A 26,219-nucleotide genomic window follows, 5' to 3' on the forward strand; every position below is an offset into this window, starting at 1 on the left:
TGCTGTATGTGGTGATCATGACAAATTCTTGCTAGTCATGACGACATGCCGTTACGTCAATTGCGCCCGGGAACGAGGACCGCGGCGGCAGCCGCGGCCGGCCTCATGCTGATGGCCGCCACGGCCTGCGGCGACGACGGGGACTCCTCGTCCGGGACCGGCGGGCGGGAGACCGTCACGGTGGCTGCCCTTCCCCTCGTCGACTGTGCCGCCCTCTACATCGCCCGGGACCGCGGCCTGTTCGAGAAGGAGGGCCTGGACGTCCGGATCCAGCAGATCCAGCAGAGCCTCCAGGCGTTGCCCGCCCTCGCCAAGGGGCAGATCGACATGGTCGCCAGTGCGAACTACGTGACCTACCTCCAGGCCCACGAGAAGGGCACCCTCGACATCCGGATCGTCGCCGAGGCGATCAGGGCGGCGCCGCGCATGATGGACGTCCTCGTGCCGGAGGACTCGGACATCAAGACCGTCGCCGACCTCGCGGGCAGGAAGCTCGCGGTCAACGTCCTGAACAACGTCCAGTCGCTCACCTTCGACGAGATCCTTCAGAAACAGGGCGTGGGCAGGCCCGTCTACCGGGCGATCCCCTTTCCGCAGATGGGCGCCGCCCTCGACAAGGGGCAGGTCGACGCCGTGCACGCGGTCGAGCCCTACGACAGCGCCATCCAGGACGAGCTGAAGGCCAGGGTCCTCGTCGACGGCGCCTCGGCGCCCGTGGAGGCCATCCCGCTCAGCGGCTACATCAGCACCGGGGACTACACCGACGGACACGGCAGGACCCTGGCCGCGTTCCAGCGGGCCATCAGGGCGGCCGTGGAGATCGCCGAGAACGATCCCTCCGTCGTGCGGGACACCCTGCCGACCTACACCAAGGTGACCAAGGAGCAGGCCGAGTCGATCGACCTGCCCGTCTTCCCGCCCGTCATGGACGCCACGCAACTCACCCGGCTCACCGACCTGATGGAGAAGCAGGGGATGCTGAAGAAGCCGATCGACCCGGCGACGTTGCTGGTCAAGTGACGTGAGGGCCCGTCAGGAACAGGTCGTCCTCGGCGCTCTGGGAGTGCTGGTCGCCGTCGGCGCCTGCGAGGCCGTCTCCCGCGCCGGACTGGTGCGGCGCAGCCATCTCCCGCCCGCCTCGGAGGTCCTCGCGCGGGCCGTGGAACTGGCGGGCGACTCCGTCTTCCTGGACGGCATCGCCGCCACGCTCCGGGCCTGGGCGCTCGGGCTCGCGCTGGCCGCCGCCATCGCCGTCCCGGTCGGCCTGGTCCTCGGGAGCGTGCCGGTCGTCGACGCCGCCGCACGCGCGATCGTCGAGTTCCTGCGGCCGCTGCCGTCCGTCGCGCTGATCCCCCTGGTCTCCCTGCTGCTCGGCTCGGGCACCGAGACGAAGGTCGCGCTGGTGACGTACGCGTCGATCTGGCCGATCCTCTTCAACACCGTCTACGGCCTCGGCGAGACCGACCCCCTCGCCAAGGACACGCTGCGCGCCTTCGGCTTCGGCCGCCTCGCCGTCCTGCTCCGCGTCGAACTGCCTGGCACGGCACCCTTCATCGCCGCCGGCATCCGCATCTCGGCCGCGATCGCCCTCATCCTGGCCGTCGCCACGGAGATCCTCTCCGGCTTCGGCGAGGGCCTCGGCATCTTCATCGCCCAGGCGGGCCTCGCCACCGACGGCACCCGGGATGTGCTGGCGGGCGTGGTGTGGGCGGGGGCGCTCGGGCTGGTCATCAACGGGGCGCTGGTGTGGGGGGAGCGGAGGCTGTTTCCGTGGACGCCGGGACGGCGGGAGATCGGGTGACGGCGCGGGCGAAGGCGCCGCCGCGGGGTTCGGGGCGCGCGGGTCGCACCGCCGGCTCCGTCGCCGCGCGGCACGCCCTGCTCCGCTGGTCCGTGCTCGCGTCGGCCGTCGCCGTGTGGCAGTTGGCCGCCCGGACCCATGGCAGCGTGTACTTCCCGCCGCCCGTGGAGATCGCCAGGCACGCCGTCGATCTCTGGTTCTCGGGGCCCGTCCGGCACCTGTTCCTCACCGAGGAGGCCGTCGGGAACATCCTGCCCAGCCTCGGACGGATGGCCGCCGGGTTCGGGATCGCCGCCGTCGCCGGGATCGCGCTCGGCATCGCGATCGGCCGCTCGCGGCGCGTGTACGCCCTGTGCGACCCCGTTCTGCAATTCGCCCGAGCCGTCCCGCCGCCCGCCCTCGTCCCCGGCTTCGTCGTGATCCTCGACTTCGGTACGCCCATGCAGATCGCCTCGATCGTCCTCAGCGCCGTCTGGCCGGTGCTGATCAACGCGGCCGAAGGGGCCCGCCACACCGACCCGCTGCGCATCGAGGTCGCCGCCGTCCTGCGTCTCACCCCGCTCGAACGGCTCCGCTTCCTGATCCTGCCCTCCGCACTGCCCCGCATCTTCGCCGGACTGCGCCTGAGCCTCTCCCTCTCCCTCATCCTCATGGTCTTCTCGGAACTGCTCCCGGGCACCGCCAACGGCATCGGCTTCACGCTCACCGACGCCCAGTCCCGCTCGGACCTGCTCACCGTCTGGGCGGCGCTGGTCCTGCTCGGTGCCCTCGGTCATCTCCTCAACACCGGCCTGCTGGCGGTCGAGAAGCGACTCGTCGACCGAGGGAGAACGACGACCGTATGACCTCTACGCCCCCTACCACCTCCGCCCAGGGACAGCCATGCTCCGCCTAGACGCGGTCGGCCGGCACTACGGCGACCACCAGGTCCTGCACGACATCTCCCTCACCGTGCCGGACGGCCAACTCCTCTGTGTCGTCGGCCCGTCCGGCTGCGGCAAGTCCACCCTGCTGCGCACCATCGGTGGCCTGCTGCCCGGGTACGAGGGCACGATCACCCTGGACGGCACCCCCGTGGATGGCGTCCCCGACGACCTGGCCGTGGTCTTCCAGGACTACGCCCGCTCCCTCTATCCCTGGCTCACCGTCCGCGAGAACGTGGCCCTCCCGCTGCGTCGCCGGGACCTGCCGCGAGCCGAACGCCGGGCCGAGGCCGACCGCATCCTGGCGCGGGTCGGTCTGACGGACGCCGCACGCCGGCACCCGTGGCAGCTCTCGGGCGGCATGCAGCAACGCGTGGCCATCGCCCGCGCCCTGGTCTGCCGCCCCTCCCTGCTGCTCATGGACGAGCCCTTCGGCTCCCTGGACGCCCAGACCCGCGAGGACCTGGAGGACCTCCTGCTGGAGGTCCACCGCATGGACGGCGCGACGATTCTCTTCGTCACCCACGACATCGACGAGAGCGTGTACCTGGGCGACCGGGTCGTCGTCCTCTCACCGGGCCCCGGCGCCAAGGTCGTCCTGGACCTGCCCGTCGAACTCCCCGGCCCCCGGGACCAGATCACGACCCGGGGTCTGACGGAGTTCGTCGCGCTGAGGTCGGAGGTGGGGCGGGCGGTGCGCAACAGATAGCCCCCGGATTCACCCCTCATTCACGCGATGGTGTGATCATGTCCCGCGCCGTGGATGCCTCTCGGAGGCCGGGGGTAGGGCCCCGGCCATGACGCACCAGCCCTTCGAACTCCCGCACTTCTACATGCCGTATCCCGCCCGGCTGAACCCGCATGTCGACGAGGCGCGCGCCCACTCGACCGAATGGGCACGCGAGATGGGCATGCTGGAGGGGTCCGGGATCTGGGAGCAGGCCGACCTGGACGCGCACGACTACGGCCTGCTCTGCGCCTACACCCACCCCGAGTGCGACGGGACCGCGCTCTCCCTCATCACCGACTGGTACGTATGGGTCTTCTTCTTCGACGACCATTTCCTGGAGACCTTCAAGCGCACCCAGGACCGTGTCGGCGGCAAGGCCTATCTCGACCGGCTGCCGCTGTTCATGCCGATGGACCCGTCGACCCCGATGCCGGAGCCGCGGAACCCCGTCGAGGCCGGGCTCGCCGACCTGTGGACGCGCACGGTGCCCAAGATGTCCGCGGACTGGCGCCGCCGCTTCTCCGTCGCGACCGAGCACCTCCTCAACGAGTCCCTGTGGGAGCTGTCCAACATCAACGAGGGGCGGGTCGCCAACCCCGTCGAGTACATCGAGATGCGCCGCAAGGTCGGCGGCGCCCCCTGGTCCTCGGGCCTCGTGGAGTACGCGACCGCCGAAGTCCCGGCGTCCGTCGCCGAATCCAGGCCGCTCAGGGTGCTGATGGAGACGTTCTCCGACGCCGTCCATCTGCGCAACGACCTGTTCTCCTACCAGCGCGAGGTCGAGGACGAGGGAGAACTCAGCAACGGCGTGCTGGTGCTGGAGACCTTCTTCGACTGCACCACCCAGCAGGCCGCCGACATCGTCAACGACGTCCTCACCTCCCGGCTGCACCAGTTCGAGCACACCGCCCTCACCGAGGTCCCCGCCGTCGCGCTGGAGAACGGGCTCACGCCCGTGGAGGTCGCCGCGGTCGCCGCGTACACCCAGGGGCTCCAGGACTGGCAGTCCGGCGGCCACGAGTGGCACATGCGCTCCAGCAGGTACATGAACGCGCGCGCCCGCCCGACCGCGTCATGGCACGGCCTGACCGGTCCCGGCACCTCCGCCGCCGACATCGGCGCGCTGCTCGCCTCGGCCGGCGCCGAACGCCTGCGCGCGTACACGCACGTGCCGTTCCAGAAGGTCGGCCCGTCCCGGCTCCCCGACTTCCACATGCCCTTCGCGGTCGAGGTCAGCCCGCACCTCGCCGCGACCCGCGGCCGTCTGACCGAGTGGATGCACCGCATGGGCATGCTCCAGGAGGGCGTCTGGGACGAGGACAAGCTCGCCGCCTACGACCTCGCGCTGTGCTCGGCGGGCATCGACCCCGACGGCACCCCCGAGGCCCTCGACCTCAGCGCCCAGTGGCTCGCCTGGGGCACCTACGGCGACGACTACTACCCCCTCGTCTTCGGCCACCGCCGCGACCTGGCCGCCGCCCGGCTCACCACCCGGCGCCTGTCGGACTGCATGCCCCTCGACGGCGAGCCGGCGCTCGTCCCCGGCAACGGCATGGAGCGCGGCCTGATCGACCTGTGGACGCGGACGACCGCCGGGATGACCCCCGACGAGCGGCGCGCCATGAAGGCCTCGGTGGACGTCATGACGGAGAGCTGGGTGTGGGAGCTGTCCAACCAGCTCCAGAACCGCATCCCCGACCCGGTCGACTACCTGGAGATGCGCCGCGCCACCTTCGGCTCCGATCTCACCCTCGGCCTGTGCCGGATGGGCCACGGCCCCGCCGTACCGCCGGAGGTGTACCGCAGCGGCCCCGTCCGCTCACTGGAGAACGCCGCCGTCGACTACGCGTGCCTCCTCAACGACGTCTTCTCGTACCAGAAGGAGATCGAGTACGAGGGCGAGATCCACAACGCGATCCTCGTCGTGCAGAACTTCTTCGGCATCGACTACCCGACCGCGCTGGACGTCGTCCACGACCTGATGACCCAGCGCATGCAGCAGTTCGAGCACGTGGCGGCGCACGAACTGCCCGTCGTGTGCGAGGACTTCGGGCTGTCCGAAGAGGGCAGGGAAGTCATGCGGAACTACGTGACCGACCTCCAGAACTGGCTCGCGGGCATCTTGAACTGGCACCAGAAGGTCGACCGCTACAAGGCCGAGTACCTGGCCCGCCGCGCCCACGGTTTCGTGCCGGACCGCGGGCCCGCCGTACCCGTCCTCAGCTGACCTCCCGCACCCGCGCCGCGGTCTCCTCGGCGAGCTCCCGGACGCCCTTCGCGGCGTTCTCCGAGAGCTCGCCGAGTATCGCGTCGGCCGCCGCGAGCAGCGCGCGGGCCTCCTCCGGCAGGCCGGCGTCGGCCAGGGCGCCGGCGAGCCGGTAGTGCTCCTCGGCGATGAAGCGGCCGAGGTTCACGCCCTGCCAGTGCCGCAGGGAGTCGTCCCCCGGTGCCGCCAGGCCGTCCCGCAGGGTCGCCGACGTCCGTACGGCCTGCGGCAGTTGACCTGCGACCCGCTCCAGACGGGTCAGGTCCAGACGGGCGGACACCTGGTCCCAGGCCGTCTCCTGCAACGCGGCGTACAGCCGCTGGGCGCGCAACGCCTGGGCGTGGTCGCCGAGTTCCTCGAAGTCCCGGGCCAGCGCACGCAGCGGGGCCGTGGCCAGTCCGCGCGGCGCGTCCGGGCGGCGCAGTCTGCCCTGGTCCATGACGATCTCGTCGAGGTCGCGGATCAGGGCGACCCGGGCGAGTTCGGTCATGCCCTGGTCGCGGGCCAGGTCGGTCCAGGTGGAAACCGGCTCGTCCGCGGGGTCCGTCCCGAACATCGAGTCGTCGAGGTCCTGCGCCCACTGCCGCAACTCATCGGCCCCGGCGTCGGGTTCCGGCATCCCGCCGAGTCCGCACGCGGTGTCGAAGTCCGTCTCCCGCACCTCGTGCAGCAGCGGCAGGTCCCCGGTGTCCCCGCGCAGCCCCAGCAGCACGGCGGCCAGCCGCAGTTCGTCGGTCATCGAGGACCGCGTCTCGTACCGCAGCAGATGCCTCAGCAGGTCCGGGTCGCCGTCCGCGCGGTCGAACTGTGCCGCCCGCAGGGCGAGTCGCCGCCGCACCGGATCCTCGGCCACCTCCTCCCACGCGGTAGGGTCGCCGGCCCGCAGCAGCGCGAGATCCGCGCGGCCGGCCGCGAGAACCGCAACCCACAGAGCGGGCGGGGGCGGGCCGATCAGTTCGTAGGCGCAGCCCTCCTCGGCGTTGAGCAGCACGAAGTCCGGCTCGGTGCGCGACAGTGCGGCATGCAGCAGGCCGACCAGCTCGACCGCCGAGCGCTCGGGGAACCCCAACGCCGCACGGAGCTCGGCCCGCTCCTCGTCGATGCCGTGGTACTCGCGCATCTCCTCCTCGGTCTCCGCGACGCACGCCAGGATCCTCTCCTCGCCGTCCTCCGGCGACAGGCCCAGGCAGTCGCGCCAGCCCGGCAGGCCGGTCATGATGTCGAGGGCCTCGTCGACGCCGGAGCCCAGCACCCCGGCGCCGCCCTCCGAGTCGGCGTGGAGCACCGACCCGTCCGCGCACACGAAGTACGTGCCGCCCGTGTCGTCCCCGGCGATCACCTCCAGCGGGCCGCCGGAGGCGAGGCGGACGTCCTCGACATGGCCGTGGTCCGCGCGGGCCAGGTCGAAGTTGAAGGGGAAGGCGGCCAGTTCGGCCAGATGAGGGTTCTGCCGGAGCAGCCGCAGCGCGCGATCGGTCATGTCACAGAACGTAACAGCCCCCACTGACAACGGACTTCCCGCCTCCGGATGCCGTTTCCGAAACTTTCCGTCCGGAACGGGATATTCAGGGAACTTCGACGGTGCGGCGGGAGTCTTCCGGGGTGAGCGGAACAGACAACGAGAACACGGGGGTGTTCGACCTTGACCGACATCATCGAGAGGCTCACGGACAGCGACAGGAAGCCGGAGGAGGAGCAGCTCGGCACCGGCGAGCTCACGCCGTACATGGCCCCGCTGCCCGTCCCGTCCGTCCTGCGCCCGGCCTCCGACGACGTCCTGCACGAGACCGAGATCGCATTACGCCCGACCTGGGTGCGCCTGCACCCGCAGCTGCCGCCGACCCTGATGTGGGGATACGACGGCCAGGTGCCGGGCCCGACCATCGAGGTGCGGCGCGGACAGCGCGTCCGCATCGCCTGGACCAACCGCATTCCCAAGGACAGCGAGTACCCGGTCACCTCGGTGGAGGTGCCGCTGCGCACCGACGGCCGACCGCAGTCCACCACCGAGCCCGGCCGCGAGGGCGTCGAGCCCGACAAGGACGTCGCCGCGCTGCCCGCCTGGTCGGTCACCCATCTGCACGGCGCCCAGACGGGCGGCGGCAACGACGGCTGGGCGGACAACGCGGTCGGCTTCGGAGACGCCCAGCTCTCCGAGTACCCGAACGACCACCAGGCGGTCCAGTGGTGGTACCACGACCACGCCATGAACATCACCCGGTGGAACGTGATGACGGGCCTGTACGGCACCTACCTCGTCCGCGACGACGAGGAGGACGCCCTCCATCTGCCGTGCGGGGAGCGGGAGATCCCGCTGCTGCTCGCCGACCGCAACCTCGACACCGACGAGGACGGCCGGCTCAACGGACGGCTGCTGCACAAGACGCTGATCGTCCAGCAGCAGAACCCGGAGACGGGCAAGCCGGTCTCCATCCCGTTCAGCGGCCCGTACAACACGGTCAACGGCCGCATCTGGCCGTACGCCGACGTGGATGACGCCTGGTACCGCTTCCGGCTGGTCAACGCGTCCAACGCGCGGATCTACGACCTCGTCCTGGTCGACGAGGACGACAACCCGGTCCCGGGAATCGTCCACCAGATCGGCAGCGACGGCGGGCTGCTGCCGCGTCCGGTCCCGGTCGACTTCGACGGCGCGCTGCCCACGCTGACCGCGGCGCCGGCCGAGCGCTTCGATCTGCTCGTCGACTTCCGCGGCCTCGCGGGCCGGCGGCTCCGCCTGGTCAACAAGGGCCGCAACCAGCCGCCCGGCGTCTCCGACCCGGCAGGTGACGTGCGCTATCCGGCGGTCATGGAGTTCCGCGTCCGCGAGAGCTGCGAGACGGACACCTTCGAACTGCCCGAGGTGCTCTCCGGCTCCTTCCGCCGGCTCACGCACGACATCGAGCACGGCCACCGGCTGATCGTCCTCACCCCGCCCGCCACCAAGGGCGGCGGCGGTCATCCGGAGATCTGGGAGATGACCGAGGTCCACAACCCGGGCGACATCCAGGTCCCCACCGAGGGCGTCATCCAGGTCACCGGAGCGGACGGGAAGACCAAGACGTACCGGCGCACGGCACGGACGTTCAACGACGGCCTGGGCTTCACCATCGCCGAGGGCAGCCACGAGCAGTGGAGCTTCCTCAACCTCGCGCCGATCGTCCACCCCATGCACATCCACCTGGCGGACTTCCAACTGCTCGGCCGGGACGCCTACGACGTCTCCGGCTTCGACCCGGCGATCGGCGGCACCCGCAGCCCGATCCGCCACGACGCCGGCACCACGATCCCGCTGGCGCCCAACGAGCTGGGCCACAAGGACGTCTTCCGGGTGCCGGGGAACCAGATCCTGCGGGTCATGGGCAAGTTCGACGGGGCGTACGGCCGTTTCATGTACCACTGCCACCTCCTCGAACACGAGGACATGGGCATGATGCGGCCCTTCGTCGTCATGCCGCCGGAGGCCCTGAAGTTCGACCACGGCGCCGGTCACGGCGGCCACGAGGGCCACGGGGCGGGCCACACGGGCTGACGGCAGGGGACGAGCCGGCAGAAGCACACACGCGCGCGTGACCCTTTCGCACGTCACGCGCGCATGCCGGCCTCCCGTGCCGCGTGCTCGACCGCGGCTCGCGCCAGCGCCCGCACTACCGGGTGCGGGCGCGAGCCGTCGCCGGACAGCTCCGGCTGGAACAGGGTGGCCAGGAAGGGCGGCCGGCCACGGCCTGACCCTGCGAACCCCTGACACCTCTGAGTAAAGGGACTTCCCGTTCCTGACCACTGGTCAGTCTCACTCGATCGTGGCTCGTTGTGCGCCGGGGCGAAGGGTAGTCACCAGCCGGAGGCGATCCGATGGAACAGACTGTGTTGCGACCCAAGCCCATGCCTGGTCAGGGCCCCGCCGAGAGCGAGACGACCGAACCCGGAGTGCGACGTCCGCATGCCGCGCCCCGGCGCCGGGGCCGACGGCTCACGACCCTGTTGTGCGCCCTGCTGGCCGGGGCGGTCCTGGTCCTGAGCGGGGTCGGACTGGGCACGCTCGGGGCCACGGTGATCGGCATGAGCCGACTCGCCGAACTTCAGAAGCAGGTCCGGCCGGGCGCGCCCCCGAGCCCGGCCACCTCCGCGCACCCCGGGTCCTCGACCCCACCGTCCGTCACGCCGTCCCCGGCCGTCGTCGCGACCCTGGGCGTGGAAGCCGTGGACGACAGGCGGGGCGCCCAGGTCGTCGGCGTGCACGTCCCCGGGCCCGGGTACTCGGCCGGCCTGGTCAGGGGCGATGTGCTCCTCGCGTTCGGGAGGACCCGCCTCGACTCCGCCGCCGACCTCGCGCGAGCCGTCGCCCGCTCCCGTCCGGGCGACCGGGTCACCCTGACGGTGCGCCATCGCGGCGGCGGCCACCAGCAGCTGACGGTGGTGCCCGGCGTCGTCACCTGAGCGCCTGAGCGCCCCCGCGCGCGTCCGGGAGTCCGTGAAAACCACTGGTCCCGCTGCGCCGGCAGGGCCACGATGACCCCATGCCGACCACTCTCCTCGCCTTCCTGGGGGCGTGCACCCTCATCGCCGCCTCGCCCGGCCCGAGCACGGTGCTGATCATCAAGCAGTCGCTGCACAGCAGGCGCTCCGGCTTCCTGACCGTGCTGGGCAACGAGACCGGCGTCTTCATCTGGGGCGTGGTCGCCGCGTTCGGCCTGACCGCGCTGCTGACCGCGTCCGAGGTGGCGTACGACGTGATGCGGGTCGTCGGCGCGGTCGTCCTCGTCGGCTTCGGCATCCAGGCGCTGCGGCAGGCGCGCCGGGCCAAGGGCGCCGACGACGGCGTCTGGGAAGGCGCGCCGAAGAGCGGCTGGCACTCCTACCGCGGCGGGCTGCTGCTCAACCTCGCCAACCCCAAGGCGGCCGTCTTCGCGATGTCCTTCCTGCCGCAGTTCGTCCCGGAGGGCGCCCCGCACCTGCCGGCCATGGTCGGCCTCGCCGCGCTCTGGGCGGTCTACGAGGTCGGCTACTACGGCCTGTACGTGTGGTTCGTGGGCAGGCTGAAGTCCGTGCTGTCCCGCGCGGGCGTGCGCCGCCGCCTGGAGCAGGTCTCCGGCGGAGTGCTGCTGCTCCTCGGCGTCCGTATGGCCCTGGAGGGCTGAGCCGTGCCGCAGCAGCCCTCCGCGAGTCCCGCCGACCGGCTCGCGCCGTCCCTCGCGTGCGGGCAGGATGCTGCCCGTAGTCCTTATCAGCGCCCAGGGAGGCCCGGATGACCGGCACCGCACCCGCGCCCTTCACCGCGGACGACTACCGGACCCGTATGGAGCGCGCCGCGCGGGCGGCCGCCGACGCCGGCCTCGCCGGGCTCCTGGTGGCACCCGGCCCGGACCTGGTGTGGCTCACCGGCTACGCGCCCACCGCCGAGACCGAGCGGCTCACCCTGCTGGTCCTCGTCCCCGGCCGGGACCCCGTGCTCGTCGTCCCCGCCCTGGAGGCCCCCGACGCCGCGAAGGCCTCCGGCGCACCCGGTCTGACCCTGCGCGACTGGACCGACGGCAAGGACCCCTACGCCGCCACCCCCGCCCTCCTCGACGCGAGCGGCCGGTTCGGCATCAGCGACAACGCCTGGGCGATGCATCTGCTGGCACTCCAGCGGGCGCTGCCCGGCACCTCGTACGCCTCCCTCACCGACGCCCTGCCGATGCTGCGCGCGGTCAAGGACGCCGCCGAGCTCCAGCTGCTGGCCGCCGCGGGGGCCGCCGCCGACGCCGCGTTCGAGGAGATCCGCAAGGTGCGCTTCGGCGGCCGCCGTGAGTCCGAGGTGGGCGCCGACCTCGCCGCACTGCTGCGCCGGTTCGGCCACTCCCAGGTCGACTTCACGATCGTCGCGTCCGGGCCCAACGGGGCCAACCCGCACCACGAGGTCGGCGACCGGCTGATCGAGGACGGCGACATGGTCGTCCTCGACTTCGGCGGCCTGAAGGACGGCTACGGCTCCGACACCTCCCGCACGGTCCACGTCGGTGAACCCACCGAGGAGGAGCGCCGGGTCCACGACCTGGTCCGCGAGGCCCAGGAGGCCGGCTTCCGGGCGGTGCGGCCCGGCGTCGCCTGCCAGGAGGTCGACCGGGCCGCCCGCGCGGTCATCGCCGACGCCGGATACGGCGAGTACTTCATCCACCGCACCGGGCACGGCATCGGCGTCACCACGCACGAGCCGCCGTACATGATCGAGGGCGAGGAGCAGCCCCTCGTGCCCGGCATGTGCTTCTCCGTGGAGCCGGGCGTCTATCTGCCCGGCCGCTTCGGAGTACGGATCGAGGACATCGTGACGGTCACCGAGGACGGCGGCCGGCGCCTCAACGACACGACCCGCGAGCTGGTCGTGGTCGACTGACCCGCCGACCCGTCCCGGCGCAAGGAGCCCCCGTAGACCCCCGAGCGACAACGGCGCGACCATGACCCAGGCACCGACACCCACCGCGGACACCGTCCGCCGACTGGTCCGTTCCCTGCTCAAGGACGGCGTGGACGACTCGGCGGGACCCGAGGTCCGGCCCGCCTCCCCGGGCGCCGAACCCGCCACCTGGTGGGTCGGCACCCGCCATGTGCTGCGCCTCGCCCGCGACCGCGACGCCGCCGTCCGCCAGCGCCGTGAGCTGCGCCTGCGCGACCTCGTCCGGCCGCACGTCCAGGTCGCCCTGCCGACGGGCGTCGCGCACGGCGAGTGGGCGCCCGGACTGACCTACACCCTGGACACCAAGGTCCCCGGCGGGTCGGGCGCGGAGAGCGACGTCTCCGCGGTCGGGGAGGCCGACCTGGCGGGGCTGCTGACGGGGCTGCGGGAGGTCCCGGTGCGGCAGGCCGAGACGCTCGGCGTGCCGCGGGGCGCGCCCCGCTCGCTGGACGCCCTGCGCCGGGGCGCCGAGAGCGCCGCCGCGCGCCTGGCCGACGCCGACGAGTTCGACGCCGCACGGCTGCGTCAGCTCACCCAGCCGGCCGCCGTCCAGCTCGCCGCCCAGCCCGGTACCGCCGTCCTCGTCCACCACGCCCTCACCGGCGACCACCTCGTGGTGAGCGCCGACGGCCGGGTGCGCGGCGTCCTCGGCTGGGCCGACACCGTCCTCGGCGACCCCGCCGAGGACATCGCGGGCCTCGCCCGTGCCCTCGGCTCCCCGGCCGCCGTGCGCGCCGCCACCCTCGCCGGCTACGGCGCCCGCCCCTGCCTGCGCGGCCTGTGGCTGGCCCGCTGCGACACCGTGCTCAACCTCGCGGCCCGCCTCGCCGGTAAGCGCGAGGAACCCCTCACCCAGCTACGGGCACAGCTGAACCACGCCTGGGAGACGATCCTGCTGGAGCGCGTGACGGAGTTCCGCGAGGACGACGAAGAGCTCTAGACGGGGACGCGGCGCTGCTTCCGCCCAGGGCCCGTCAGCCCTGCAACAGCACCACACCCGACTCACCGGGCACATGCAGCACCCCGTCCGCGCCCGGCGCCTCCACCGGCTCCCACGCCGCCAGTACGTCCGCCTTGCGCGGCCCCAGCGGGATCGCCGCCGGTTCCTTGGCGAGGTTGACCGCCACGCGTACGTCACCGCGGCGGAACGCGAGCCACCGCTCCCGCTCGTCGTAGGCCACCTTGGTGTCGGCGAGGTCGGGGTCGGTGAGGTCGGGCTGCTCGTGGCGCAGGGCGATGAGGCGGCGGTACCAGGCCAGCACGCGCGCGTGGGGCTCGCCGTCGAGCTCGGACCAGTCCAGGCAGGAGCGCTCCCGGGTCGCCGGGTCCTGCGGGTCGGGCACGTCCTCCTCGGCCCAGCCGTGCGCCGCGAACTCCCGCCGTCTGCCGCGCCGTACCGCCTCCGCGAGCTCCGGATCGGTGTGGTCGGTGAAGAACTGCCAGGGCGTGCCCGCCGCCCACTCCTCGCCCATGAACAGCATCGGCGTGAACGGCGCGGTCAGCGTGAGGGTGGCCGCGCAGGCCAGCAGGCCGGGGGAGACCCTCGCGGCGAGCCGGTCGCCCTGGGCCCGGTTGCCGACCTGGTCGTGGGTCTGGGCGTATCCGAGGAGCCGGTGCGCCGCCGTGCGGGAACGGTCCAGGGGGCGGCCGTGGCGGCGGCCCCGGAAGCTGGAGTACGTGCCGTCGTGGAACCAGCCGCCGGTGAGGGTCTTGGCGAGGCCCGCCATGGGGGCACGCGCGAAGTCGGCGTAGTAGCCCTGGGACTCGCCGGTCAGGGCCACGTGCAGGGTGTGGTGGAAGTCGTCGTTCCACTGGGCGTGCAGACCGAGCCCGCCCGTCTCGCGCGCGGTGATGAGCCGGGGGTCGTTCAGATCCGACTCGGCGATCAGCGACAGCGGCCGGCCCAGGTCGGTGGCGAGCGCGTCGACGGCCGTCGACAGCTCCTCCAGGAAGTGGCACGCGCGTGTGTCCTTCAGCGCGTGCACCGCGTCCAGCCGCAGCCCGTCGATCCGGTAGTCCCGCAGCCAGGCCAGCGCGCTCTGGACGAGATACGCGCGCACCTCGTCCGAGCCGGGCGCGTCCAGGTTGACGGCCGCGCCCCAGGGCGTCTGATGCGTGTCCGTGAGGTAGGGGCCGAAGACGGGCAGATAATTCCCGGACGGGCCGAAGTGGTTGTGGACCACGTCGAGGACCACGCCCAGGCCCAGCTCGTGGGCCCGGTCGACGAAGCGTTTGAGCGCCTCGGGGCCGCCGTACGGCTCGTGCACGGCCCACAGCGAGACGCCCTCGTACCCCCAGCCGTGCCGCCCGGGGAACGGGCTCAGCGGCATCAACTCGACGTGGGTGATGCCCAGTTCGGCCAGGTGCTCCAGCCGCTCGGCGGCCGGGTCGAGCGTGCCCTCGCGCGTGTACGTGCCCACGTGCAGCTCGTAGAGCACGGCGCCGGGCAGCGGCCTGCCCGCCCACTCGGTACGCCATGAGTGGATGCCGTGGTCGACGACCGCGCTCAGCCCGTCCGGGCCGTCCGGTTGCCGGCGCGAGCGCGGATCCGGCAGCACCGGGCCGTCGTCGAGCGCGAAGCCGTACCGTGTCCCGTCCCGCGCCTCCGCCTCCCCCCACCACCATCCCGGGCGATCGGGATCGCGCTCCAACGCGCTGGTCGCGCCCTCGCAATGGAGCGTCACACGGTCGGCCTGCGGTGCCCACACCTCGAACTGCACGGACGGTTCCCCTTCGTCTGCTCACCGTGATGTAGCCCGTCCATGGTGCTTCAAACGAGATCAATCCGCTTTTGAATCTTCCCTTTTGCGGCGGGTGTCGCGGCTGCCGGGCCGGGCACGCGCGCGTGGCGGTCGTTTCCCCGTTTTCTGGACACCCGGGGTTCACTGACCGACAATCAGCACCGTGACGTCGTCATTCGAGTTCAACACGTACCCCGCGCGGCTCTCCGACGCGGAGCGCGACCAGGCGCTGAAGGTGCTCCGTGACGGCGTCGCCATGGGTCGGCTGTCGCACGACACGTTCGTGCGTCGCATGGAACTGGCCCTCGCGGCCCGTCGCGCGGACGAGCTCGCCGTGCTCACCGCCGACCTGCCCTCCGAGAGCCGGCTCTCGCGTGTGGTGTTCGGCACCGTAGAGGCGCTCTCCGGCTTCACCGTACGGCTGCGCCGGGCCTGGCAGGCCGAGCGGCTGCCCAAGCTGCTGCTGCCCCACCCCACGAGCGGCCATCCGCTGCGGATAGGCCGTGACCCCGCCAACGGACTGCGGCTGACCCACGAGACGGTGTCCCGGGTGCACGCCGAACTCAGTCACCAGGGCGGCTTCTGGATCCTGCGGGACCTCGGCTCCACCAACGGCACCACGGTCAACGGCCGGCGTGTGATCGGGGCCGTCATGGTCCGCGAGGGCGACCAGGTCGGCTTCGGCCGGATGTCGTTCCGCCTGGCCCTGCACTGAGCCGCCGGGCGGCCCGTGCCACCGCCCGACCGGATCTGTCGAGGTAAGTCCCTTTGCCTTTCGCGGTGTTGACGTAGTCGACAAGTCGTGACTGACTGTGCGTACACCATGCACACCAGGTGAACCGACGGCACCACATTTGTGGAGGTGTGCCCTGCCGCCACTCCTCCGCTACCCGACCGTCGACGAGCTCGGCGCCCGGGCGGCCGCACTCGTCGCCCGCCGCCCCCGCGACACCCGGTTGCGCCGTGTGGGCACCTCCCGCGCCGGCACGCCCCTGTGGCTGCTGTCCATCGGCCACGGCAGTCGCCAGGCCCTGGTCGTGGCCGGCCCGCACGCCAACGAACCGGTCGGCGGCGGCACCGTGCTCCGGCTGGCCGAACGGGTCCTCGCCGACCCCCGCCTGCACGAGGATGCCGACGCCACCTGGAACCTGCTGCTGTGCCTCGACCCCGACGGCCTGCGCCGCAACGAGGGCTGGCTGCGCGGCCCGTACGCCCTGGGCGGCTACTTCCGGCACTTCTTCCGGCCGGGCTTCCTCGAACAGCCCGAATGGCTGCCTGAGGGCGCGGCCGCCGTCACGCTGCCCGAGACCCGCGCCCTGCTCGACCTCCAGGACGAACTGCGGCCCTTCCTCCAGTGCTCCCTGCACGGTGTCGACGTCGGCGGCGGCTTCGTCGAGCTCACCCACGACCTGCCCGGCCTCGCCCAGCGCGTCGCGCACTCCGCGGCCCGCCTCGGCATCCCGCGCGAACTCGGCCCCTACGACACCCTGTACTGGCCGGAGCTCGGCCCCGCCGTCTACCGGATCCCGAGGCCCCGCCGGGGCGATCTGGCCGCCGCGATCACCGAGGCGGCCGTGGAGTCGACCTGGTTCCATCCGCACCGGCACGGCACGGTCACGGCGGTCGTCGAGGCGCCGATGTGGGGTGTCGCCGCGGTGGAGGACGGTGCGCGGCCGGTAGATGAGGAAACGGTCCTGCGGATGGTGAGCCACACCCTCCGCCATGACACCGGCGTCCTGCAACGGCTGCTGGATCGCATCCGGCCGCACCTTCCGGCCGGACCGGAGACGGCCCGGCTGCTCGCACCGGTGGACGACTATTTACTGGTCTGTCCAGGGCTGGCCGACGCCTGGGACCCCGACTTCGTGGACCCCGTCGGAGCACACGCCCTCCCTCCGCTGAGCACCGCCCACCTGGCGGCCCTGCGCATCGCCGGGCGGCGGCTCGCCCTGCGCACCGCCGGGCTGCTGCACCAGCTCGTGACGGTCGCCGGGCGCGATCCGGCCGGGGCGCTGCCCGAGCTGGACCGGCTCATCGACGAGTGGTGCGACGACTACCGCGACGGCTGCGGGGCGCGCTGGATACCGGTCGCCCGTCAGGTGGAGTACCAGGCGCGGGTGGTGCTCGCCGCGTTCGAACTCGCCCGGCGCCACGCGCCCGCGTGCTCCCGTTCGGGTGAGGCGGGGTGGAATGCCGGTGCCGCCGTGCCGATACACCGGGAATGACGCGAAGCATCTCAGCGGTACGAGGCGGTCTGCTCGCGGCAGCCGCCGCCCTCGCCCTCGGCGTGATCACGCCGCCGGCGACGGCACAGGACTCCGACTCCGGCAACTGGCTCTTCGTGACGGTCACCCGCGGCGACGGCCGCCACGGCGCGTCGACGCCCGGCAACCTGCTGCTGTGCGACCCGCCGCAGGGTCACGCGCACGCGGCCGAGGCCTGCGCGGACCTCGACCGGGTGGGCGGCGACATCGGCAGGCTGCGGCAGAAGGACGCCTTCTGCCCGATGATCTACGCGCCGGTGACCGCCCAGGCGCGCGGGGAGTGGGACGGCCATCCGGTCGACTACCGGGAGACGTTCTCCAACGGGTGCGGTCTCGCGGCGCAGACCGGGGCCGTGTTCGCCGTCGAAGCCTGACGCCGTCCGGCTGCACGCGCGTGTGCGGCGACGCGGTTCAGGCCGCTCGCCCGCGCGCGTGCAGCGCCGCCGCGACGACCGTGCGGGACTGGTGCTCGACCTGGTTCTCCAGGGGCACCCAGCGGGCGCCGAACCGTTCGGCGAAGGAGTCGCTCCAGGAGGCCACCAGGTGCTCCAGGCGCTCCGCCCCGCGATCGTCGGTCTCCTGAAGGACCCGCAGCAGCATGGCCGCCGCCCGCAGTGGCAGCCGGCGCCCGAACGCGTCCACGCTCCCGACGTACGCCATGGTGTCGTCGGCGGGCGGCGTGTGCGTCCAGTCCGCGGCCAGCCCCGGCACCAGCTCCAGCGCCCACTTCGCGGCCCGGAACAGGGGCCCGTCGACGCCGTCCAGCCGGGGGAGCGCCTCGGCCAGCACCCGCTCCACCTCCAGCGCGTCCCGCCGCAGCCGGGCCGCGAGCCGGCGCATCGCCCTTGCCGGGTCCGGATGCGGCGCCGGATCGTCCACCAGGTCGCTCGCCCACATCGGCACCTCGACGACCGCGGTGAGGCCGCCGTAGCGGTGCACGTGGTACCAGGTGCTGCTGCGCGCGTCGTCCGGCATGCTCGGGTACGCGGCGCCCGCGCCCGGCGCCGGCATCACATGCACCCCGGGCCCGGAGGCGGGCCAGCCCGCCGCGTCCGAGGCGCCGGTCTCCACGGGGATGTGCAGCTCGGCGGCGGACTTCGCGAACGGCTCCGCGAGCCCGGGGACGTCCTTGGTCAGCTGCACCCAGCTGCCGCCCAGATCGGTGCCGTGCAGGGTCACCTGGAGGTACGGCCGCAGCTCGTCGATGACCCGGGTCAGCGCCCGGGTCTCGGGCGGCAGCCGGTCCGGCGGCAGCGCGGCCGGAGCCCACTCGGGCTGCTCCGGCGCGGCGGGCCGGAAGAAGCCGCGGTGGTAGTCGAACAGGGTGCGGGGGGCCGGGGTGACGTGCAGGCTCGCCCCGTCGGGATCCGCGCACAGCAGGAAGTGCCAGGAGACGTCGGCCCGCAACTCCCGCTCGCGCAGCACCCGTTCGGCGACGGCGAGCAGGGTCGGGCCGCCCGTGGGTTCGTTGGAGTGCGCACCCGCGACCACCAGGACGGCGCGCCTGGCATGGCCGACGGACAGCAGATGGAGGGGTCTGCCGGCCCGGGAGACGCCCACCTGTCTCAGCGTGCACAGGGCGGGTCGATGGGCGGCCAGTGCGCGGGCGGACAGCACCAGTTCGGCAAGGGAGGGGTAGCGCAGCTCCGGCAGGAGACTCACCCCCGTCATGTCCGCCCTGCGTCGCATCCGCAGTACCCCATGGTCTGGTTTAGGTGTCAAGGAGTTGACGGGGGAGCCTCCCGGGGGCGCCCAGTTGCATTCAATGCCGAAAGGGCCGCAGGGGCGGCTCCGGTGAGGGTGACCGGCCCGTGCGGCCGTGGTACCGCACCGCGCCCGCCTGCGCCGATGGATGCCGGGCGCACAGGCGTGCGAGCCGTTTCACCGCTCGCCGCCATGCGCCGATCGTCGTATACGTGCCTCCGGAGTGTGCGCGGCTCCGAGCCGGTCGCGGGGCGGTAGCCGCGGCGCGCGGCAGAGCCGTACACGCCCGGAGCGCGCGCACCGGCCGGCTCCGCCGTGCCCCCAGCGCGCGCACCGGCCGGCCGGGCCACGCCGCAGCGCGCCCACCGGCCGCCCCGCACTCCTCACTCCGCCGACGCGTCACCCACCCGCTCCAGCAACGCCACCGGAAGCCGCCCGAACAGCTCCTCCACGCGTGCGTGCCCGGTGAACTCCCGCTCCGGGGCCAGCACATCGGCCCACCGCCCGGGCGGCAGCGGCAGCAGCGTCTCGCGCCAGCCTCCGGACCGCGTCAGCCGCAGCGACAGCCGCGTCACGGCGGTGAGCACCTCCCCGGACCGTACGAAGGCCACACAGTGCCCGGCGGCCGGTCCGTCGGCGGTGAGCGGTGTGTACGACGCCGAATCGCCGAACACCTCGGGGCGCCGCGCGCGCAGCCGCAGTGCCGCCGCCGTCACCGCGCCCTTGTCGCCCGGGTCCTGGTGCGGGAAGTGCACGGCCCGCCGGTTGTCCGGGTCGACCAGCGCCCGGTACTCGCCCTCGGTGCCCTGGTAGACGTCCGGGACACCCGGCATCGTGAGCTGGGTCAGGGCCGTGCCGAGCACGTTCGCCCGGATGTGCGGCTCCAGAGCGCTCCGGAAGGCCGCCACACGCTCGCCCGGCGCCCCGCACGGGCCCGCCGCGACGAACGCCGCCACCGCCTCCTCGTACGGCGGCTCCTGCTCCGTCCAGCTGGTGAACAGCCCGGCCTCGCGCACATGCTTCAGCAGCGCCTCCCGCACCCGCCCCACGTCCGCCTCGCCCAGCCCGAACACCGTCTGCCAGGCGGCCCACGCCAGTTGCGCGTCCGGCACGCCCTCGCCGTCACGGGTCACCTCCGCCAGGACGTCCGCCCAGCGCTGCGGGCACTCGGTGAGCACGGCCAGCGCCGCCCGTACGTCGGCGCTGCGCTTGGTGTCGTGCGTCGAGGCGACCGTGCCGGTGGCGGGCCAGTCGCGCTGCACGCGCGCGCAGTACGCGTGGAACTCCTCCGGCGGGACGGCGGGGCTCCCCGGGTTCCCGCCCACCTCGGTCGCCGACAGCAGCGGCACATAGCGGTAGAACGCCGTGTCCTCCACGGACTTGGCCCGCAGCGCCGACGCCGTCTGCGCGAACCGCGTCCTGAACTCCAGCTGCTCCGGCCCGTCCCCGGCCCGTCCGAGCACCAGATCGCGCACGACGTCGACCGCCGCGGCCTCCTCGGGCACGACGAACGCGAGCCGGGCCTCGGCGGCGGCCTCCTCGGTGACCACTCGGGCCGCGTCACCGGAGGCGTAGGGCCGGTACACCTCCAGCCGGACCAGGAGCTCCTGGAGCGCGGTCCGCAGCGCCCAGGGCGCCCGGTCGCGCAGCGCGGGCTCCGGGGACGTCGCGCACACGCGGCTCGCGACCCGCGTCAGCCGTTCGACCTCCGTGGCCAGCTCGTGCGTGAGCACCTTGTACGCCGCCCGCCGCACCGTCGCCGCCCAGTCGCCGCCCCGGTCCGTCTGCGGGGCCGCGAACCGGCGGTACAGGCCGAGGAGTTCCCCGAACCCGGCCGGGTCGGTGAAGAGGCCGTCGACGTGCCGCAGGGCGTCGTAGCCGGTGGTGCCGGCGACCGGCCAGGAGGCGGGCAGGTGCTCGCCGTCGGACAGGATCTTCTCCACGACCGTCCAGCGTCCGCCGGTCGCCTCGTGCAGCTGCCGGAGGTAGCCGTCGGGGTCGGCGAGGCCGTCGGGGTGGTCGATGCGCAGCCCGTCGATCACGCCCTCGTGCAGCAGCTGGAGGATCTTCGCGTGCGTGGCGTCGAACACCTCCGGCTCCTCGACCCGCACCCCGATCAGCTCCGAGATGCTGAAGAACCGCCGGTAGTTCAGCTCCGTACGGGCCAGCCGCCACCATGCCGGGCGGTAGAACTGCGCGTCCAGGAGCTCGGGCAGCGGCAGTCCCGCGGTGCCCTCGCGCAGCGGGAGGACATGGTCGTAGTAGCGCAGGACCTCGCCGTCGACCTCCAGGCGGTCCAGTTCCTCGCCGAGGGGGTGTCCCAGCACCGGCAGCAGCACCTTGCCGCCCTGCGCCTCCCAGTCGATGTCGAACCAGCGCGCGTACGGCGACTTGGGGCCCTCGCGCAGCACCTCCCACAGGGCGCGGTTGTGCCGCGGGGACATGGCCATGTGGTTCGGCACGATGTCCACCACCAGGCCGAGCCCGTGCTCCCGCGCGGTGCGGGCCAGCGCGCGCAGCCCCTCCTCGCCGCCGAGTTCCTCGCGCACGCGCGCGTGGTCCACGACGTCGTAGCCGTGCCCCGAGCCCGGGACCGCCTCCAGGACGGGCGACAGATGCAGATGGGAGACGCCGAGCGAGGCCAGATACGGCACGGCCGCCGCGGCGGCCCCGAACGGGAACGCGGGCTGGAGCTGCAGCCGGTAGGTGGCGGTCGGCACCGTCGGGTCAGGTCGCTCAGGTGTCATGGAAACGTACGTACCCGCCCTGCCGCCCTTCGTGTCATCGTCCCCTCCACGTGGTCCCGCCCGCGTGCCTAGCGTCGGACGATGCGGACGACGAGGAAGTGGGCGCAGGGCGGCGGGAAGGGGACCGCGGGAGGTCTCGGGACCTACCGCGAGGTGATCGGCCTGACCGGGCCGCTGCTGCCGGTGGTGTCCTTCCCGGCGCGGCTGCCGACCGCCACGATCCAGTTCGGCAGCGTGCTGCTGGTCGCGCGGACCAGCGGTTCCCTGGCCGTGGCGGGGCTGACCGGCGGTGCGCTGGCCGTCGGCCAGGTGGCCTGCGGTCCGCTGGTGGGCCGGCTCGCCGACCGGCACGGCCAACGCGCGGTCGTCCTCGTTTTCTCCCTCGCCAACGCCCTCGCGATCGCCGGGTTGGTCGCCGGGGCGCTCGCGGGGTTGGCGACGCCCTTCCTGGCGCTGCTCGGGGCCTGCGCCGGGGCGACGGTGCCGCAGATCGGGCCGATGGCCCGTGCCCGCCTGGTCGCGCTCGCCCGCCGGGCCGGCGCCCGTGACGCCACGGTCGGTGCCGCGCTGTCCTTCGAGAGCACCCTGGACGAGATCTCGTTCGTCCTGGGGCCGGCCCTGGTGGGCCTCGCTGCGGTGACGGCACATCCGGCGTACGCCCTGGGCGGCGCGGCGGTGCTGGTCGCCACCTGCGGCACCGGCTTCGCACTGCACCGGACGGCGGCGGCGACCCGGCCCGGACAGGACGGAGGCGCACCGGCGGAACGGCGCGCCCCGGCGAAACGCCGCTCCGGGTCCGCCTCAACAGCTCCCGCCCCGACCCGCACCCCTCGCGCCGTCCACTCCCTCCGAGCCGCCCTCGCCCTGCAGGGCGCCATGTTCGGTGCCTGCCAGGCCGGCATCACCGCGCTCACCGAGCGGCTCGGGCGGCCGGATCAGGCGGGGCTCGTGTACGCCGCCATGGGAGTGATGAGCGCGGTCGCGGGACTCTGCATGGCCGCGGTGCCCGCCCGCGTCGGGCTGACCACCCGCTGGCGAGCGGCCACCGCGGCGGCCTGCGCGCTGTCGCTGCCCCTGCTGTGGACCGACGCCCTGCCCGCCCTCTACGCCACCGTCACCGTCCTCGGCGTCGCCTACGCCCCGCACCTCATCACGGTCTTCGGGCTCACCGAGCGCGTGGTGCCGCCCGCGCGGCTCGCCGAGGCGATGGCGCTCGCGACGAGCGCGCTGGTCGGCGGGCAGGCTCTCGCGCTCGCCGTCACCGGCCGCCTCGCCGAGTCCTACGGCCCCGCGGCGGCCTTCGGAGCGGCGAGCCTCGCGGCGGCGCTCGCCTGCCTGATCGCGCTGACGGCACGCCCGGAGTCGTACAACGGACGCACCGTCGAGGAGTCGGACAGGCTCTAGACCGGCCGCTGCAACACCGTCATGCTGCGGTCCACCAGCGTCAGCCGGTCCCCGCCCTCCACCTTCGCTCCCGTCTCCGGCGGCACCCCGTCCGCGCGGCCGGTGTCGACGACCACCTGCCACTGACGGCCGTGATTGACCGGCACGACGAAGTCGAGGGTCTTCGGGGAGGCGTTGAACATCAGCAGGAACGAGTCGTCCGCGATGCGCTCGCCGCGCGCGCCCGGCTCCGAGATCGCGTTGCCGTTGAGGAACACCGTCAGCGCGGACGCCTGCGCCCGGTCCCAGTCCCGCTGGGCCATCTCGTTGCCCTGCGGAGTGAACCAGGCGATGTCCGAGAGGTCGTCGTGCGTGCCCTCGACCGGCCGCCCGTGGAAGAAGCGCCGCCTGCGGAAGACCGGATGGTCCCGCCTCAGCCACACCATCGCGCGCGTGAAGTCGAGCAGCTCGCGGGACAGCCCCTCCCCGGTCCCTTCGTCGCCCGCAGGGTCGGCGCCGTCCAGCGGCCACCGCACCCACGCCAGCTCGCTGTCCTGGCAGTACGCGTTGTTGTTGCCGCGCTGCGTACGCGCGAACTCGTCGCCGTGGCTGATCATCGGCACGCCCTGGGACAGCATCAGCGTCGCGACGAAGTTGCGCATCTGGCGGGCGCGCAGTTCGAGGACCGCGGAGTCGTCGGTCTCGCCCTCGGCGCCGCAGTTCCAGGACCGGTTGTGGCTCTCGCCGTCGCGGTTGTCCTCGCCGTTGGCGTGGTTGTGCTTGTCGTTGTAGGAGACGAGGTCGTGCAGTGTGAACCCGTCGTGGCAGGTCACGAAGTTGATGGAGGCCAGCGGGCGCCGCCCGTCGTCCTGGTACAGGTCGGAGGAGCCGGTCAGCCGGGACGCGAACTCCGCGAGCGCGCGCGGCTCGCCGCGCCACAGGTCCCGTACGGTGTCGCGGTACTTGCCGTTCCACTCGGTCCACAGCGGCGGGAAGTTGCCCACCTGGTAGCCGCCCTCGCCCACGTCCCACGGCTCGGCGATCAGCTTCACCTGGGAGACGATCGGGTCCTGCTGCACCAGGTCGAAGAACGACGACAGCCGGTCCACCTCGTGGAACTGCCGGGCCAGCGTCGCCGCGAGGTCGAAGCGGAAGCCGTCGACATGCATCTCGGTGACCCAGTAGCGCAGCGAGTCCATGATCAGCTGGAGCACGTGCGGGGACCGCATCAGCAGCGAGTTCCCGGTCCCGGTGGTGTCCATGTAGTAGCGCGGGTCGTCCGTGAGCCGGTAGTACTGCGGGTTGTCCAGGCCCCGGAAGGACAGCGTGGGGCCCAGGTGATTGCCCTCGGCGGTGTGGTTGTAGACCACGTCGAGGATCACCTCGATGCCGGCCTCGTGCAGGGCGCGCACCGCCGACTTGAACTCCAGGACCTGCTGGCCGCGGTCGCCCCAGGAGGCGTACGCGTTGTGCGGGGCGAAGAAGCCGAGGGTGTTGTAGCCCCAGTAGTTGTTCAGGCCCATGTCGACCAGGCGGTGGTCGTTGACGAACTGGTGGACCGGCATCAGCTCCAGCGCCGTCACGCCCAGCTGGGTGAGGTGCTCGATGACCGCCGGGTGGGCGAGGGCGGCGTAGGTGCCGCGCAGCTCCTCGGGCAGCCCCGGGTGACGCATCGTCAGGCCCTTCACATGGGCCTCGTAGATCACCGTGTGGTGGTACTCGGTGCGCGGGCGGCGGTCGTCGCCCCAGTCGAAGTACGGGTTGACCACGACCGACGACATCGTGTGCGGCGCCGAGTCCAGGTCGTTGCGCCGGTCGGGTTCGTCGAAGTGGTAGCCGTACACCTCCTCGCCCCAGCGGATCGAGCCGCTGATCGCCTTGGCGTACGGGTCCAGCAGCAGCTTCGCGGAGTTGCAGCGCAGACCCCGCTCCGGGGCGTACGGGCCGTGCACCCGGAAGCCGTACCGCTGTCCAGGCATGACGCCCGGCACGTACGCGTGCCGTACGAAGGCGTCGCTCTCCCGCAGTTCCACCGCCGTCTCCGAGCCGTCGTCGTGCAGCAGACACAGCTCTACTCGGTCCGCGGCCTCCGTGAAGACCGCGAAATTCGTGCCGGCGCCGTCGTAGGTGGCACCGAGTGGATATGCCTCTCCAGGCCAGACCTGCATGGACACGACTCTTTCAGCTGGCGCGCGCCACAGGGGGCGCCTTGACATCGAGTCTCCCCGAAAGTGATGGAACCACCCCTGACTTACGTCCCTCTTACCGGGCGACCAGTGCATACGCGGTATGCCAAACCAGTGGGGCCGACACGTACTCCCGGGGATGCAGGGGGAGTAGGGGGAAGATGTGCGCAAGATAGTGCACCGCCATCTGGGCAAGGTGGTGGCGGGTGCGGCCATCGCGGTGGCCGGAACGGCCGTGATGGTCGGAATCACCCTGCCGGGGACGGCGGGGGCCGACGAAACGGGAGGGAACAACGGCGGCGGCCAGTCAGCCCAGCAGGCCGCCCAGGGGCAGGGGGCCGGCGCGGTGCCGCCGGGCGTCGTCGAGCAGGCCCCGGACGAGGGTGACAAGGGCACGGGCAACGACCCGCTGACCGACGACGAGATGGACCGGGCCGCACAGCTCGCGGCGAGCCCGCAGATGCGCAGCGCCGGCGAGGACGTCGAGGGCGACCGTGGCCCGCAGCGCCTCGGCGTCGACATCGCCGAGCCCGACGCCGACGAACTGGGCGACGCGAACGCACCGCGCCGGGCCGAGGTGTCGTTCTACGACTACAAGGCCGACGCGCTCGTCACCCGGATCGTCAACCTCGACACCGGGAAGGTCGAGGAGACCTCCACCGAGCACGGTGTCCAGCCGCCGCTGAGCCGTGACGAGTACGCCGAGGCGGCGAAGCTCCTGATCGCCGACCCGCTGGGCGCGGACATGAAGGCGGACTTCAAGGACGCCACCGACAAGGAGCTCACCTCGCCGGAGCAGCTGCTGCTCAACGGCGCCGTGTACCGGGCGACCCCGGGTGCCCAGCCCGCCGTGCTCGACAAGTGCGGCGAACACCGCTGCGTGCGGCTGTTCCCGAAGGTCAAGAACGGGCCCTGGATCGACGCCCGCTCCTTCGTGATCGACCTGAGCGCCCGCAAGGTCGCCAAGCTCGACATGCGCTGACCGCACTCGGTTCGCTTTTCCAACTCGCACGCCGGTGCCGACCTCTCGCGTACCGGCAC

20 protein-coding genes are annotated in these 26,219 nt (G+C 72.7%); 15 read left to right on the forward strand and 5 right to left on the reverse strand.

Annotation, left to right across the window (positions count from 1 at the left end; translation table 11 throughout):
- The first annotated feature begins 111 nt into the window (after positions 1–111).
- From PGH47_RS33225 to cyc2, 5 genes are all read left to right on the forward strand, one after another.
- Positions 112–1,020: an ABC transporter substrate-binding protein gene (locus PGH47_RS33225; protein WP_271666444.1), complete on the forward strand. Its 909-nt coding sequence runs from the start codon at positions 112–114 to the stop codon at positions 1,018–1,020.
- Between the two features lies 1 nt (position 1,021).
- Positions 1,022–1,801, forward strand: a complete 780-nt coding sequence (locus tag PGH47_RS33230; RefSeq protein WP_271666445.1) for an ABC transporter permease — start codon at positions 1,022–1,024, stop codon at positions 1,799–1,801.
- Positions 1,771–2,646, forward strand: a complete 876-nt coding sequence (locus tag PGH47_RS33235) for an ABC transporter permease (protein ID WP_271666446.1) — start codon at positions 1,771–1,773, stop codon at positions 2,644–2,646. Before PGH47_RS33230 ends, PGH47_RS33235 begins: the two co-directional genes overlap by 31 nt.
- Positions 2,647–2,683: 37 nt before the next feature.
- Positions 2,684–3,433: an ABC transporter ATP-binding protein gene (locus PGH47_RS33240; protein ID WP_271666447.1), complete on the forward strand. Its 750-nt coding sequence runs from the start codon at positions 2,684–2,686 to the stop codon at positions 3,431–3,433.
- 88 nt (positions 3,434–3,521) lie between these two features.
- Positions 3,522–5,681, forward strand: a complete 2,160-nt coding sequence (gene cyc2, locus PGH47_RS33245) for a germacradienol/geosmin synthase Cyc2 (RefSeq protein ID WP_271666448.1) — start codon at positions 3,522–3,524, stop codon at positions 5,679–5,681.
- On the opposite strand, the gene PGH47_RS33250 is transcribed toward cyc2, so the two are convergent.
- Positions 5,674–7,200, reverse strand: coding sequence for a hypothetical protein (locus tag PGH47_RS33250; RefSeq protein ID WP_271666449.1), 1,527 nt, complete (start codon positions 7,198–7,200; stop codon positions 5,674–5,676). The genes cyc2 and PGH47_RS33250 overlap by 8 nt on opposite strands.
- Positions 7,201–7,362: 162 nt before the next feature.
- On the opposite strand from PGH47_RS33250, the gene phsA reads away from it, so the two are divergent.
- From phsA to PGH47_RS33275, 5 genes are all read left to right on the forward strand, one after another.
- Entirely contained in the window at positions 7,363–9,252 is a 1,890-nt protein-coding gene (gene phsA, locus PGH47_RS33255) for an O-aminophenol oxidase PhsA (RefSeq protein WP_435887852.1), read from the forward strand.
- A gap of 320 nt (positions 9,253–9,572) precedes the next feature.
- Entirely contained in the window at positions 9,573–10,157 is a 585-nt protein-coding gene (locus PGH47_RS33260) for a PDZ domain-containing protein (RefSeq protein ID WP_271666450.1), read from the forward strand.
- Positions 10,158–10,237: 80 nt separating this feature from the next.
- Positions 10,238–10,858: a LysE family translocator gene (locus tag PGH47_RS33265; RefSeq protein WP_271666451.1), complete on the forward strand. Its 621-nt coding sequence runs from the start codon at positions 10,238–10,240 to the stop codon at positions 10,856–10,858.
- A 107-nt stretch (positions 10,859–10,965) separates the two neighbouring features.
- Positions 10,966–12,093: an aminopeptidase P family protein gene (locus tag PGH47_RS33270; RefSeq protein ID WP_271666452.1), complete on the forward strand. Its 1,128-nt coding sequence runs from the start codon at positions 10,966–10,968 to the stop codon at positions 12,091–12,093.
- Positions 12,094–12,154: 61 nt separating this feature from the next.
- Positions 12,155–13,093 carry an aminoglycoside phosphotransferase family protein gene (locus PGH47_RS33275; protein ID WP_271666453.1) on the forward strand — a complete coding sequence of 313 codons (939 nt, stop codon included), beginning with the start codon at positions 12,155–12,157 and terminating at the stop codon, positions 13,091–13,093.
- A gap of 34 nt (positions 13,094–13,127) precedes the next feature.
- Here the strand turns inward: PGH47_RS33275 and treZ are convergent, their stop codons facing one another.
- A complete protein-coding gene (gene treZ, locus PGH47_RS33280) occupies positions 13,128–14,873 on the reverse strand; it encodes a malto-oligosyltrehalose trehalohydrolase (RefSeq protein ID WP_271666454.1) in 1,746 nt (581 codons plus the stop codon).
- A 184-nt stretch (positions 14,874–15,057) separates the two neighbouring features.
- Between treZ and PGH47_RS33285 the strand changes: the two genes are divergently transcribed.
- From PGH47_RS33285 to PGH47_RS33295, 3 genes are all read left to right on the forward strand, one after another.
- Positions 15,058–15,609, forward strand: a complete 552-nt coding sequence (locus PGH47_RS33285; protein WP_271666455.1) for an FHA domain-containing protein — start codon at positions 15,058–15,060, stop codon at positions 15,607–15,609.
- Between the two features lie 139 nt (positions 15,610–15,748).
- Entirely contained in the window at positions 15,749–17,119 is a 1,371-nt protein-coding gene (locus PGH47_RS33290; RefSeq protein ID WP_271666456.1) for a M14 family zinc carboxypeptidase, read from the forward strand.
- Positions 17,116–17,532: an SSI family serine proteinase inhibitor gene (locus tag PGH47_RS33295; protein ID WP_271666457.1), complete on the forward strand. Its 417-nt coding sequence runs from the start codon at positions 17,116–17,118 to the stop codon at positions 17,530–17,532. Before PGH47_RS33290 ends, PGH47_RS33295 begins: the two co-directional genes overlap by 4 nt.
- A 37-nt stretch (positions 17,533–17,569) precedes the next feature.
- Here PGH47_RS33295 and PGH47_RS33300 read toward each other — a convergent pair whose 3' ends face one another.
- Positions 17,570–18,820 (reverse strand): M14 family zinc carboxypeptidase, encoded by a 1,251-nt coding sequence (locus PGH47_RS33300; RefSeq protein WP_271668208.1) that lies wholly within the window; start codon positions 18,818–18,820, stop codon positions 17,570–17,572.
- A 425-nt stretch (positions 18,821–19,245) separates the two neighbouring features.
- A complete protein-coding gene (gene treY / locus PGH47_RS33305; protein WP_271666458.1) occupies positions 19,246–21,609 on the reverse strand; it encodes a malto-oligosyltrehalose synthase in 2,364 nt (787 codons plus the stop codon).
- Positions 21,610–21,690: 81 nt separating this feature from the next.
- Between treY and PGH47_RS33310 the strand changes: the two genes are divergently transcribed.
- A complete protein-coding gene (locus PGH47_RS33310) occupies positions 21,691–23,013 on the forward strand; it encodes an MFS transporter (protein WP_271666459.1) in 1,323 nt (440 codons plus the stop codon).
- Here PGH47_RS33310 and glgX read toward each other — a convergent pair.
- A complete protein-coding gene (gene glgX / locus PGH47_RS33315; protein WP_271666460.1) occupies positions 23,010–25,160 on the reverse strand; it encodes a glycogen debranching protein GlgX in 2,151 nt (716 codons plus the stop codon). The genes PGH47_RS33310 and glgX overlap by 4 nt on opposite strands.
- Positions 25,161–25,341: 181 nt before the next feature.
- On the opposite strand from glgX, the gene PGH47_RS33320 reads away from it, so the two are divergent.
- A complete protein-coding gene (locus tag PGH47_RS33320) occupies positions 25,342–26,160 on the forward strand; it encodes a Tat pathway signal sequence domain protein (protein WP_271666461.1) in 819 nt (272 codons plus the stop codon).
- Positions 26,161–26,219: the final 59 nt, after the last annotated feature.

This window comes from Streptomyces sp. HUAS 31 (assembly GCF_028198125.1).
GTDB classification, from domain to species: domain Bacteria; phylum Actinomycetota; class Actinomycetes; order Streptomycetales; family Streptomycetaceae; genus Streptomyces; species Streptomyces chartreusis.